The organism is Desulfohalovibrio reitneri (genome assembly GCF_000711295.1).
Lineage (GTDB): Bacteria > Desulfobacterota > Desulfovibrionia > Desulfovibrionales > Desulfovibrionaceae > Desulfohalovibrio > Desulfohalovibrio reitneri.
In genome coordinates, this window is sequence record NZ_JOMJ01000004.1 from 352,439 (window position 1) to 364,525 (window position 12,087).

The following is a 12,087-nucleotide window of genomic DNA, read 5'->3' on the forward strand; positions in this document are numbered from 1 at the left end:
ACGAGGCGAGATCATGCGCGAACTCATCCATCCAGGCCAACTGACCGGCTTCTCCGCCCGGGTCGTGGGAGCGGGGGCTTCCGGGCGCGGGGCGGTCAAGCTGCTCTGCGCGCTGGGCGCGGACGTGCGGCTGCTGGACAACGGCAGCCCCTCGGACGAGACTCGCGAGCTGTGCGAGCGCCTGGGCGTGCCCCTGGACGTGGGCGAGCACACCAAGTCGCAGTTCGAAGGCGCGGACCTGGTGGTCCTCTCGCCGGGCATCGCCCGCTCCACCCTGGACGAGGTGCTGGAGGACGTGGCCGACCGCAAGGTGGTGGCCGAGCTGGAACTGGCCTCCTGGTTCACCTCCGAGCCGGTCATCGCCGTGACCGGCACCAACGGCAAGACCACCACCGCCTCCCTGACCGCGGCCATGCTCAAGGCCGGGGGCAAAAACGTCTTTCTGGGCGGCAACATTGGCACCCCGCTGTCCGAGTATCTGGTCTCGGACCAGCGGGCGGACATCCTGGTGCTGGAGGTCTCCTCATTCCAGCTGCAGAACTGCCGCTCCTTCAAGCCGCACGTGGGGGTGCTGCTCAACTTCTCGCCCAACCACCTGGACTACCACCGGGACATGGAGGAGTACCTGGCGGCCAAGCTGAATCTTTTCGCCCGCCAAACGGACAAGGATCTGGCCATTGCCCCGCTGGAGCTGAAGAAGGAGCTGACCAAGCGGGAGTGGACCAAGGCCAAACAGGCCTATTTCGTGCCCACCGACCGCTTCAAGTCGGACAAGCTCATCGGCCCGCACAACCAGGCCAACATGGAGGCCGCTTGGCTGGCCGCCCGCGCCTTCGGCGTCACCGAGGAGCAGGCCGGCGGCGCGGTGGCCGCCTTCGAGCCCAAGCCGCACCGCTTGCAGGTGGTGGCCGACGTGAACGGCGTGCTCTTCGTGGACGATTCCAAGGCAACCACCATCGAGGCCCTGGGCGCGGCGCTCATGTCCTTCGACCGGCCCATCCGCCTGCTGGCGGGAGGGCGCTACAAGGGCGGCGATCCCTCGGCCATCAAGCACCTCGTGGAGCAGCGGGTGGCCTCGGTCTGCCTCTTCGGCGAGAGCAGGGAAGTCTTCGAGCCCGCCTGGGAAGGCGCCGCTTCAATCTCCTGGGAGGCCACGCTGGAACCGGCGGTCAAGCGGCTGTACGCCGAATCCGAGCCCGGCGACGTCATCCTGCTGTCCCCGGCCACTTCCAGCTTCGACCTGTACGAAAACTACAAGGCCCGGGGGGACGATTTCCGGCGCATTGCGGAGGGGCTGGCGTGAGCGCGTGGAGCGCGGCGGTGAATCCCTTCAAGGGACGGAGCGTCCCGGCCACGGACCCGTGGCTGTTGACCTCCGCCCTGGCCCTGACGGTCGTGGGGCTGGTCATGGTCTTTTCCAGTTCGGCCATCATGGCCGAGCGGGCCTTCGGCGACGCCTACCATTTCATCACCCGCCAAAGCCTGTTCGCCCTGGCGGGTGTGGGCGTGGCCGCCGTGGCCGCCTCCGTCCCGCGAGGACTGATCTACAAGCTGACCTATTTCTGGCTGGGGCTGGCGCTGTTGCTGCTGGTGCTCACCCTGGTGGGCCCCTGGGGGCACGAGGTCAACGGCGCGCAGCGCTGGTTGCGGGTGGGGCCGCTGAACATGCAGGCCCTGGAGCCCGCCAAGGTGGCCCTGGTCATCTATCTGGCCTACTTCTTCTCCGGCAAGCAGGACAGGGTGAAGTCCTTCTCCATCGGCTTCCTGCCGCCCTTCCTGGTCACCGGGCTGTTCGCCGTGCTGCTGCTGGCCCAGCCGGACTTCGGCGGCGCGGCCTTCCTCTGCGCGTTGCTGTTCCTGATGTGCCTGGCCGGGGGAACCCGTTTCACCTACCTGTTCGGGGCCTTCTGCATGGCCGCGGCCGGGGCGGCGGCCCTCATCGTCAACTCGCCGTACCGCTTCAAGCGGCTGACCGCCTTCCTGGACCCTTTCAAGGACGCCCTGGACAGCGGCTACCAGCTGGTGCAGTCCCTCTACGCCTTCGGCTCCGGCGGAGCCTTCGGGGTGGGGCTGGGCTCCGGCAAGCAGAAGCTCTTCTTCCTGCCCGAGGCGCACAACGACTTTCTCATGGCCGTGGTGGGGGAGGAGACCGGATTCCTCGGCGTCTCCGTGGTCTTTCTGCTCATCGGGTTGTTCCTGTACCGCGCCTTCGCCGTTTCCCTGCGGCAGGAGGACCTGCGCGACCGCTTCACCGCCTACGGCCTGACCCTGGTGCTGGCCCTGGGCTTCCTTTTCAATCTGGCCGTGGTGCTGGGCGCGGCACCGCCCAAGGGCGTGCCCATGCCCTTCGTTTCCTACGGCGGCTCCCAGATGCTGGCCTCCTTCGCCTGCCTGGGGCTGCTGCTCAACCTCTCCCGGGCGGAAAAGCCCGGCGTGGTCAGGGGGAAGCGATGAACAGCCTGGTGCTGACCACCGGCGGAACCGGCGGCCACATCTTTCCGGCCCTGGCCGTGGCCGAAGAGGTCAAGGCGCGCAATCCCCAGGCGCGGGTGCTCTTCGTGGGCGGACGGTACGGTCCCGAGGGCAGGCTGGCCCGCGCCGCCGGGCTGGAGTTCGCCGGGCTGCCGGTGCGCGGTGTGCTGGGCCGTGGGATGCGGGCGGTGGCCGCCTGCGCCGGGCTGGCCGCCGGGCTGTGCCGTGCGGCCGTGTTGCTGCGCAAGGCCAGGCCGCAGGTGGTGGCCGGGTTCGGCGGCTACGCCGGGCTGTGCCCCGTCCTGGCCGGGGCGCTTACCGGCGTGCCCAGCGCGGTGCACGAGCAGAACTCGGTGCCGGGCGCGGCCAACAAGCTGCTGGGCAAGTTCGTGCAAAAGGTCTTTCTTACCTACCCGGACGAGCGCGGGACCTTCCCCAAGGACAAGACCGTGCTGACCGGCAATCCCGTGCGCGGGGCCATCCGGGCCCTGGCGGACGAGGAGCCGCGCCGCCCCGACCCTGGCGAGCCGAGGCTCCTGGTGCTGGGCGGCAGCCAGGGCGCGCGGGCCCTGAATCAGGCCGCGGCCGCTTCCTGGCCGGAACTGCGGCGGCTGGGGGTGCGTGTGCGCCATCAGGCCGGGCCGCGCCATCTGGAAGAGACCCGCGCCGCCTACGCCGCCCATGGCGGCGAACAGCCGGAGTCGGTCTCCGCCTTCATCGAGGACATGGCCGAGGCCTACCGCTGGGCGGATCTGGTGGTCTGCCGCGCAGGGGCCACCACCCTGGCGGAGCTGGCGGTGGCGGGGAAGCCCTCGGTGCTGGTGCCCTTCCCCCAGGCCACCCACGACCACCAGACGGCCAACGCCGCCTTTCTTCAGCGGGCCGGTGCGGCCACGCTGGCCCCCCAGGACGACCTGGAGGCTCGGGGCATCGCGGCCTACGCCCTTCCCCTGCTGGCGGACACGGCCCGGCTGGTGGAGATGGGGAGCGCCGCGCGCGGGCAGAGCCACCCGGACGCCGCCGCCAGGGTGGTGGACGAACTGGAGAAACTGGCCGCCAAGGCGGCTTGAGGACCATATGTGGACCAAGATCAGACGCATCCACATGATCGGCATCGGCGGCTCGGGCATGAGCGGCATCGCCGAGGTGCTGCTCAACCAGGGCTACGAGGTCAGCGGTTCGGACCTGACTATGGGTGCCGTGACAAAGCGGCTCATGAAGCTGGGGGCCTCGGTGTACATCGGCCACGGCGCTGGCAACCTGGAGGACGACGTGGACGTGGTGGTCAAGTCCACGGCCATTCCCCCGAACAACCCGGAGCTGGTGGCGGCCGAGGAACGCAACATCCCGGTCATCCCCCGCGCGGAGATGCTGGCCGAGCTGATGCGCCTCAAGGAGGGCATCGCCGTGGCCGGAACCCACGGTAAGACCACCACCACCTCCCTGCTGGCGGAAATCTTCGCCAAGGCCGGGCTGGACCCCACCGTGATCATCGGCGGCCGCCTCAACGCCTACGGCGCGGGGGCCTACCTGGGCGAGGGCGAATACCTCATCGCCGAGGCGGACGAGTCCGACGGCTCCTTCCTCTGCCTGGCGCCCATCATGAACGTGGTCACCAACGTAGACGCCGACCACCTGGACTACTACACCGGCGGGCTGGAGCAGATCGACCAGGCCTTCGCCGACTTCATGAACAAGGTTCCCTTCTACGGGGTCAACGTGGTCTGCGGCGACGACCCCGGCGTGCGCCGCATCCTGCCGCGCATTAACCGCCCCGTGGTCACCTACGGCTTCAGCGAGAAAAACGACATCCGCGCCCGCCTTCTGCAGACCGGGGTGCGCGGCATCTTCCAGGTCTTTGTGGACGGCGAGCACTGGGCCGACGTGACCCTCAACCATCCTGGCGAGCACAACGTGCTCAACGCCCTGGGAGCCATCGGCGTGGCCCTGGAGGCCGGGCTGGAGAAAGAGGCCATCGTGGACGCCCTGTCCCGCTTCGGCGGCGTGGGGCGGCGCTTCGAGATCAAGGGCGAACGGCGCGGCGTGCTGGTGGTGGACGACTACGGCCACCATCCGGTTGAGATTCGGGCCACCCTGCGCACGGCCAGGGCTTGCTACCCCGACCGGCGGCTGGTGGTGGCCTTTCAGCCCCATCGCTTCACCCGCACCCAGGCCTTTTTCGGCGAGTTCTGCAAGGTCTTCGAGGACTGCGACCAGCTCCTGCTGACCGAAATCTACCCCGCCTCCGAGGCCCCCATTCCCGGCGTCAGCGGCCAGTCCCTGGCCCAGGGAATCCGGCAGGTCTCCAAGACCAAGGTGGAATATTTCGAGGACTTCGAGACGCTCAAGGCCTCCCTGGAAAACATCCTGCGCCCCGGCGACATCTTCCTGACCCTGGGCGCGGGCAGCGTCTGGCAAATCGGCAAGCACTACCTGGAGGCCGGTTCGTGAGCCTGGTGACGGAGAACGTTTCCCTTTCCGAGCGCACCACCCTGGGCATGGGCGGCACCGCCCTGGCCGAGGTGGAGGTGCGCACCGAGGCCGATCTGGCCGAACTGCCCGCAGTCATCCAGCGGCTGGGCGGGCGGCCGTTCGTCCTGGGGGCGGGCTCCAACCTCCTGGCCATGGACGGCCAACTGGACGTGGTGCTGCTGCGCTGCGCCATCGGCACCGGCCCGGAGCGGCTGGACGCCACCACCGTGCGCGTGGGCGGCGGGGTGAAGCTACCCCGGCTGCTGAGCTGGCTGGCCGCCCAGGGGCTCTCCGGCCTGGAGGGGTTGCGCGGCATCCCCGGCAGCGTGGGCGGCGCGGTGGCCATGAACGCCGGGTCCTGGGGCGTGTGCCTGGACGACAAGCTGACACGGGTGCGCGTCTGGACTTCCGGCGAGGGGGCTCGCTGGCTGCGACGCGGCCAGTGGGAAGCTGCCTACCGCTCCTTCTTGGTGCCGGGCGCGGACGAACCGCTTCTGGTCATGGATGCGGAACTGCAGCTGCAAGAGGGCGACACGGGCGAGATCAAGGCCGCCATGGCCGAGTATTTCCGGCGCAAGAAGGCGGTGCAGCCCATCTCCGCCCGCACCTGCGGCTGCGCCTTCAAGAATCCCGAGGGCGACAGCGCCGGACGGCTTTTGGACAAGGCCGGGTTCCGGGGCGTGCGCGTCGGCGGGGCGGGATTTTCCGAGATGCACGCCAACTTCCTGGTGAACCTGGGCGAAGGCACTGCCTCCGAGGCCCTGGAACTCCTGGAATTGGCTGAAAACGCCGTGCGGCAGCGTTTCGGGATTGATCTGGAGCGCGAAGTGAGGATGCTCCCGTGAGCACCCTGGCCATGCAGCGAGCCAGCCGCGCCGCCAAGGCGTCCAGGCGGCGCAACGCCAGGCGGGAGCCGGGGCGCGAGTCCCCGGGTTTCCTGGCCATGGCGGTGTGCGGCGCGGGACGGCTGGTGCTGCGGCTGGGGCTCCTGGCCCTGCTGCTGGCTCTGCTGGCCGGCGTCAGTCTGGGGCTTCTGGCCGGCTACCGCTGGATGACCAGCTCCCCGTTTTTCGCGGTGGACTCCATCAGCGTCAGCGGCGCGGCCAGGCTCACGGAGGCGGAGGTCGCCCGCCGCGCCGGGGTGGAGCGGGGCGACAATCTGTTCGCCCTGAGCATCGATCGGGTGGAAGAGCGGCTTTCCGCCCACCCTTGGGTGGAGCGGGCCGCGGTGGTTCGGGAGCTGCCCTCCGGGCTGGCCCTGCATGTCACCGAGCGCACCCCCTGCATGTGGGTGCGGCGCGGCGGCGAACTCTACTACGCCGACGCCCAGGGCGTGGTCATCGACAAGGTTGGCCCGGACCGTTTCGCCTCCCTGCCGCTGTTCGAGATGGAGGTGGGCGCGGAGGACTGGCTGGACCAGCTGCCCGCCTTCATGGAAGCCCTGCGGCAGGGCCGCTGGGGCTTTGGGCCGGAAGGGGTGTCCTGGATGCGGGTGGCGCCAGGCCGCATGGAGCTGGCCCTGCGCTCCGGCGTGCGGCTGCGATTGGACCCCATCGCCTGGAGCGAGGGGCTGGATAGTCTTTCACGGGTTATGGCCGACCTCAAGGCGCGGGGCGAGTGGGCCTCGGCCGAGCGGCTGACCGCCTCGGGCGAAAAGGTTTGGGTCGGATTTTCCGGCGGCGATACGAGCCGCCACGGGTAACGAGGACCGGATAAGGAGACGACGGGACATGGCCAAATCCAAAGGCGAACTGATCGTCGGGCTGGACATCGGAACCACCAAAATCTGCGCCGTGGTGGGGGAGCTTTCCCCCGAAGGCGTGGATATCGTGGGCATCGGCACCAGCCCGTCCACCGGCCTGCGCAAGGGCGTGGTGGTCAACATCGAGCAGACCGTGCAGTCCATCAAGAAGGCCATCGAGGAAGCCGAGCTGATGGCCGGCTGCGAAATCCGTTCGGTGTACGCGGGCATCGCCGGCTCCCACATCAAGGGCTTTAACTCCCACGGGGTTATCGCCGTCAAGGGCGGCGAGGTGGCCGCCAAGGACGTGGAGCGGGTCATCGACGCGGCCAAGGCCGTGGCCATCCCGCTGGACCGCGAGGTCATCCACATCCTGCCCCAGGAGTACATCGTGGACGACCAGCGCGGCATCGCCGACCCGTTGGGCATGGCCGGGGTGCGGCTGGAGGTGAAGGTCCACATCGTCACCGGAGCCGTGACCTCGGCCCAGAACATCGTCCGCTCCTGCCACCGCTCGGGGCTGGATGTGGCCGACATCGTGCTGGAGTCCCTGGCTTCCTCCAAGGCGGTGCTCACCGAGGAGGAGCGGGAGATCGGCGTGGCCCTGGTGGACATGGGCGGCGGCACCACGGACATCGCCATCTTCGCCAACGACTCCATCAAGCACACCGGGGTGCTGGCCCTGGGCGGGGCCAACCTGACCAACGACATCGCCTTTGGCCTGCGCACCCCCATGGTGGCCGCGGAGAAGATTAAGATGAAGTACGGCTGCGCCCTGGCCGACATGATCCGTTCCGACGAGGTCATCGAGGTGCCCAGCGTGGGCGGCCGCGAGGGCCGCAAGCTGTCGCGGCAGGTGCTGGCCGAGATCTGCGAACCCAGGGTGGAGGAAATCCTGACCCTGGCGGAGCAGGAGTTGGTGCGGTCGGGCTTCAAGAACATGGTTGGCGCGGGCGTGGTGCTCACCGGGGGTACCTCGCTCATCGAAGGCTGTCAGGAACTCGGAGAACAAATCTTCAACCTGCCCACCCGCGTCGGCTACCCCCAGGGCGTGGGCGGGCTCCGCGACGTGGTCAATTCCCCCATGTACGCCACGGCCGTGGGCCTGTTGATGTTCGGAGCGGAAAAGGAAGGCGTGGAGCAGTCGTTCCGCATTCGCGACCCCAACGTCTTCAACCGCATCCTGGGAACCATGCGCAAATGGTTCACCGACATCTCCTAGGGGGATTGGCGAAATGAAAGGCAAGCAAAGGGAAGGAGGACCAAAATGGACATGGAACTGTTGAGCGACGGCAACGCGCAGATTAAGGTTTTCGGCGTCGGAGGCGGCGGCGGGAACGCGGTCAACAACATGATCGAATCCCAGCTCAAGGGCGTGACCTTCATCACGGCCAACACCGATACCCAGGCCATGAACCGCTCCAAGGCGGAGTTTAAGGTGCAACTGGGCGACCAGTTGACCAAGGGCCTGGGCGCGGGGGCCAACCCCGACGTGGGCCGCAACGCGGCCCAGGAGTCCATCGAGACCATCCGCGAGACCATCGGCGAATGCGACATGGTCTTCGTCACCGCGGGCATGGGCGGCGGCACCGGCACGGGCGCGGCCCCTGTCATCGCCGAGGTGGCCAAGGAAATGGGCGCGCTCACCGTGGGCGTCGTCACCAAACCCTTCTTCTTCGAGGGCAAGCGCAGGCTGCAAGCCGCGGAGGAGGGCATCGAGGAGCTTTCCAAGCACGTCGACTCCCTCATCACCATCCCCAACGACCGTCTGCTCTCCCTGGCTTCCAAGAAGGCCAGCTTTCTGGAGATGCTGAAAAAGGCCGACGAGGTGCTGTACTACGCGGTCAAGGGCATCTCCGACCTGATCATGGTCCACGGCCTCATCAACCTCGACTTCGCCGACGTCAAGGCGGTCATGGGGCAGTCGGGCCTGGCGCTCATGGGCACCGGCATCTCGCGCGGCGAGGGCCGGGCCAAGGAAGCGGCCATCAAGGCCATCACCTCCCCGCTGCTGGAGGACGTCTCCATCGACGGCGCGCGCGGGGTGCTCATCAACATCACCTGCGGCCCGGACATGACCATCGACGAAGTCTCCGAGGCGGCCAACACCATCTCCGAGGCCGCCCACGAGGACGCCCAGATCTTCTTTGGCACCGTCTTCGACCAGGAGGCGGGCGAGGAAATGCGCATCACGGTCATCGCCACCGGCATCGAGAATGAGGCCGAGGGCGAGCAGGACAACCCGGCCACGGGCAAGCTGGCCTCCATCAAGGGGGGCCGGGGCGAGGCAGCCGGGCAGAGCCAGCCCGCGCGGGAACGCCCCCGCGGGGCCACCGGCGCCTTCTCCCAGGAAGACCTCTCCATCCCCACCTACCTGCGCTGGCAGAAGCAGCAGGGCGGCGAAGAGCCCCAGGGCCAGCCCAAGCAGCACAAGCGGGCGGCCAACGGGCCCGCGCCCGGGGAAGAGGAGTTCATCTTCGACGAGGAGGAGTTCGAAATCCCGAGCTTCATCCGCAAGCAGGCGGATTAAGCATACACGGTCCTCCCCGGGGGGCGGAGAGCGGACTCCGCCTCCCGGGCCCTTTCACGGAACGAGGGCCGCGAAGGACATGACGTGAGCAGGCCCTACTACGGCTACAGCCAGCCGGACCTGCCCGAGCCGGGCGGCAGGCTGCCCGTGGCCCTGGTTTTCCCCGGGCCATCCTCCCTGGCCTATTCCACCCTGGGCTGGCAGACGGTTTACTCCCTGCTGGCCGAACGGGGCGGGTTCCGCATCGAACGATTCTTCGAGGACGGCGGCGGCGAACCGCGCAGTGCGGATACAGGCGCGCCGCTGGACTCCTTCCCCCTCATCGCCTTCTCGGTCAATTTCGAGGAGGAGTACCGCGTGGTGGCCTCCATGCTTTCCCGCGCCGGCATCCCCCTGCGTTCGCGCGAGAGGGGGGGCTGGCCGCTTGTGCTGGCTGGCGGGCCAGTGGCCTTCATCAACCCTCTGCCCATCTCCCCGGCGGTGGATTGCTTCTGGGTTGGCGAGGCCGAGGCCGGCTTGCCGGACCTGCTGCCCGACTTGGCCGGGGTCTGGCTGGAAGGGGGCGACAAAAAGGGATTTTTGGACAGGGTCAAGGACCGCGACGGGGTCTGGGTTCCCGGAGCGAGCAAGACGCCGGTGCGCCGGGCCGTGCTGCCGGAGCGGGAGCTGTCGCGTCCGGCGGCCTCCTGCTTCCTGTCCTCCAAAGCCGAATTCCGGGATATGCTCCTGCTGGAGATCAATCGGGGGTGCCCTTACGCCTGCCGGTTCTGCGCCGCCGGGGCGGTCTACCGGCCGCCGCGCCGGGCTTCCACGGAAAAGCTCAAGGAAGTGGTGGAGCGGGCCGACCCTCCCAAGGTGGGACTGGTGGGCACGGCCCTGACCGACTGGCCGGACCTGCTGCCCTTCCTGCGCTGGCTCAAGGAGCGCAGCACCACCTTCTCCCTGTCCTCGGTGCGGGCCGACGGCCTGACGCCGGAACTCATGGAATTTCTTCGCAAGACCGGGGCGCGCACCCTGACCCTGGCCCTGGAGGCCCCCAGCAAACGCCTCCGCACCGCCGCGGGCAAGCGGCTGGCGGAGGAGGACTTTCTGCTGGCCGTGGAGCGTGCCGCGGCCATGCGCTTCAATCGCCTGAAAATCTACCTCATCGTGGGCTGGCCCGGGGAAACCGACGCGGACTACGACGAACTGGCCGCCTTCCTGGACCAGGTGCAGGCGGCCCGCGACCGGGGCAGGGGCGCCCGCAAGAGTGGCCTGGACCTGATTACCCTCAGTCTCAGCCCCTTGGTGCCAAAGCCGTGGACCCCGCTGCAATGGGCCCCCATGGCCCCGGAGGCGGCGCTCTCCGAGCGCATCAAGCGGATAAAGGCCATCTGCAAGCCGCTGCGCGGGGTGCGGGTGGAGGCGGAGACTCCCTTCGCGGCAAGACTGCAGGCGCTGCTGTCGCGCGGCGACGATCGCTTGTTCGAACTTGTGGAACTGGCTGTGGAAAAAGGCGGCTGGCGGGCCGCTATCAAAGCCTGGGACGGCGACCCCGCCGACTACCTGCGCGAACGGGACGTGAACGAACGGTTGCCATGGTATGTCATCGATCTGGGGGTCTCTCCCGAGCACTTGAAACGGCAGTGGGAGGCCTACCGGGAAAACAAGCCGGGGACGGTGTGCCCGCCCGCGGGCTGCGAGGCCTGCCGGCGGTGCGGCATGGAGGCCTGGGTGCAAGGGGCACAAGAATGAAAAATCATTCTCCGGGGGGTGTGCAAATCGCGTGGATATGCTACATCTGAAGGCAAGGTGGAACATAGTCTTTACGTGCCCGGCATCGGATTGTCTTTCGAGTCGGGCATGGTGGTTCAGGGTGGCGGATGTTCGGAATTTCCCGGAGGATGAGAATGATGGGACGCACGACGCATTTCGAAGTCATGGCTGACGATCCGGAAAAGGTCAGCCGGTTCTATTCCGGCGTGTTCGGCCTTAATTTCCGCAAGAATCTCGGTGACTACACCCTGGTCAACGAAGGTTGCGCGAACAACCTCAGCGGGGCGGTGCGAAAGCGCAGCGGCCGCAACCTGACGGGCATGCCCACCATCCGTGTGCAGAACTTGCACAGCGCCATGGACAGCGTGATCAAGAACGGCGGCCGGGTGGTCGTTCCCGCCAAGGCCCTCCCCAACCTGGGCTGGATGGCCTATTGCGAGGACCCCGAAGGCAACGCCTTCTCCATTTTCGCGCCGGACAACCGGGCGTTCTAAAACTCTCGGTGCATGGACCGGACGCGAAAAGGCCCGGGAGCATATGCTCCCGGGCCTTTTCGCGTCGTGTGGGGCCCCTCCCGGGGGCCGGTGCGTCAGATGCCTCAGCCACCGGGCTTGCAGCCCCCGCCGGGTCCGGTGTTCAGGCCAGCTGGGCGGGAGGCCGGATGCATGGCCTTGACCCGGTCCATGCCGTCGAAGGGGGTGGCTCCGCCCTTGAGGGCGACGGCGGAAAGCAGCTTTTCCGATTCCTTGCCGCACTGGGGACAGGGCGGGCAGGTGGTGTCGCTCATGGAGCGGACGTCCTCGAACTCGTGGCCGCAGGCGCGGCAGGCGTATTCATACAGCGGCATGTGGGTTCCTCCAGTGGTGTGGCGGACCCTTTACTATGCACGTGCGGGGGCAAGTCAAGTCGCGGCCTGGCTCTCCCGCAGCTCCTCGAAGAAGCAGTGCAGGCAGAAGGCGTGCCGCAACTGGTGAGTTCCCCTGTCCAAAAGGCGCACGGAAAGGCGCCCGCCGCACTCCGGGCAGGGCTGCGCCTCCACGGGAATATCACGCCGCAGCTTGGACAGGCGGGTTATGGAGTCTCCGATGATGCTCATGGTTCACTCCTTGTATGGAGC

At 67.9% G+C, this 12,087-nt stretch carries 12 protein-coding genes; 10 read left to right on the forward strand and 2 right to left on the reverse strand.

Going from position 1 to position 12,087, the window contains the following annotated elements; translation table 11 throughout:
* The first annotated feature begins 13 nt into the window (after positions 1 to 13).
* The 10 genes from murD to N911_RS0114260 all read left to right on the forward strand — a co-directional run bounded on the left by murD (position 14) and on the right by N911_RS0114260 (position 11,464).
* Positions 14 to 1,303 (forward strand): UDP-N-acetylmuramoyl-L-alanine--D-glutamate ligase, encoded by a 1,290-nt coding sequence (gene murD, locus N911_RS0114215; RefSeq protein WP_029898293.1) that lies wholly within the window; start codon positions 14 to 16, stop codon positions 1,301 to 1,303.
* A complete protein-coding gene (ftsW, locus tag N911_RS0114220) occupies positions 1,300 to 2,454 on the forward strand; it encodes a putative lipid II flippase FtsW (protein ID WP_237559984.1) in 1,155 nt (384 codons plus the stop codon). The genes murD and ftsW overlap by 4 nt, the downstream gene beginning before the upstream one ends.
* Positions 2,451 to 3,542: an undecaprenyldiphospho-muramoylpentapeptide beta-N-acetylglucosaminyltransferase gene (murG, locus tag N911_RS0114225; protein ID WP_029898297.1), complete on the forward strand. Its 1,092-nt coding sequence runs from the start codon at positions 2,451 to 2,453 to the stop codon at positions 3,540 to 3,542. The genes ftsW and murG overlap by 4 nt, the downstream gene beginning before the upstream one ends.
* Before the next feature lie 7 nt (positions 3,543 to 3,549).
* Positions 3,550 to 4,923 carry a UDP-N-acetylmuramate--L-alanine ligase gene (gene murC / locus N911_RS0114230; RefSeq protein ID WP_029898298.1) on the forward strand — a complete coding sequence of 458 codons (1,374 nt, stop codon included), beginning with the start codon at positions 3,550 to 3,552 and terminating at the stop codon, positions 4,921 to 4,923.
* On the forward strand, positions 4,920 to 5,789 hold the full coding sequence (murB, locus tag N911_RS0114235) for a UDP-N-acetylmuramate dehydrogenase (RefSeq protein ID WP_029898299.1): 870 nt from the start codon (positions 4,920 to 4,922) through the stop codon (positions 5,787 to 5,789). Before murC ends, murB begins: the two co-directional genes overlap by 4 nt.
* On the forward strand, positions 5,786 to 6,646 hold the full coding sequence (locus N911_RS0114240; protein WP_051694447.1) for a cell division protein FtsQ/DivIB: 861 nt from the start codon (positions 5,786 to 5,788) through the stop codon (positions 6,644 to 6,646). Before murB ends, N911_RS0114240 begins: the two co-directional genes overlap by 4 nt.
* A 28-nt stretch (positions 6,647 to 6,674) precedes the next feature.
* Positions 6,675 to 7,907, forward strand: coding sequence for a cell division protein FtsA (ftsA, locus tag N911_RS0114245; RefSeq protein ID WP_029898301.1), 1,233 nt, complete (start codon positions 6,675 to 6,677; stop codon positions 7,905 to 7,907).
* Between the two features lie 45 nt (positions 7,908 to 7,952).
* Complete coding sequence (gene ftsZ / locus N911_RS0114250; RefSeq protein WP_029898303.1) at positions 7,953 to 9,215, forward strand: cell division protein FtsZ; 1,263 nt, start codon at positions 7,953 to 7,955, stop codon at positions 9,213 to 9,215.
* An 84-nt stretch (positions 9,216 to 9,299) separates the two neighbouring features.
* A complete protein-coding gene (locus tag N911_RS0114255) occupies positions 9,300 to 10,949 on the forward strand; it encodes a radical SAM protein (protein WP_029898306.1) in 1,650 nt (549 codons plus the stop codon).
* A gap of 155 nt (positions 10,950 to 11,104) precedes the next feature.
* On the forward strand, positions 11,105 to 11,464 hold the full coding sequence (locus N911_RS0114260; protein WP_029898308.1) for a VOC family protein: 360 nt from the start codon (positions 11,105 to 11,107) through the stop codon (positions 11,462 to 11,464).
* Between the two features lie 104 nt (positions 11,465 to 11,568).
* On the opposite strand, the gene N911_RS0114265 is transcribed toward N911_RS0114260, so the two are convergent.
* Together N911_RS0114265 and N911_RS0114270 are read right to left on the reverse strand one after the other, a co-directional pair.
* The gene (locus N911_RS0114265) at positions 11,569 to 11,817 is read right to left on the reverse strand and encodes an FmdB family zinc ribbon protein (RefSeq protein WP_029898310.1); all 249 of its coding nucleotides are present in this window, start codon (positions 11,815 to 11,817) and stop codon (positions 11,569 to 11,571) included.
* Between the two features lie 54 nt (positions 11,818 to 11,871).
* On the reverse strand, positions 11,872 to 12,066 hold the full coding sequence (locus N911_RS0114270; protein ID WP_029898312.1) for a hypothetical protein: 195 nt from the start codon (positions 12,064 to 12,066) through the stop codon (positions 11,872 to 11,874).
* Positions 12,067 to 12,087 lie beyond the last annotated feature (21 nt).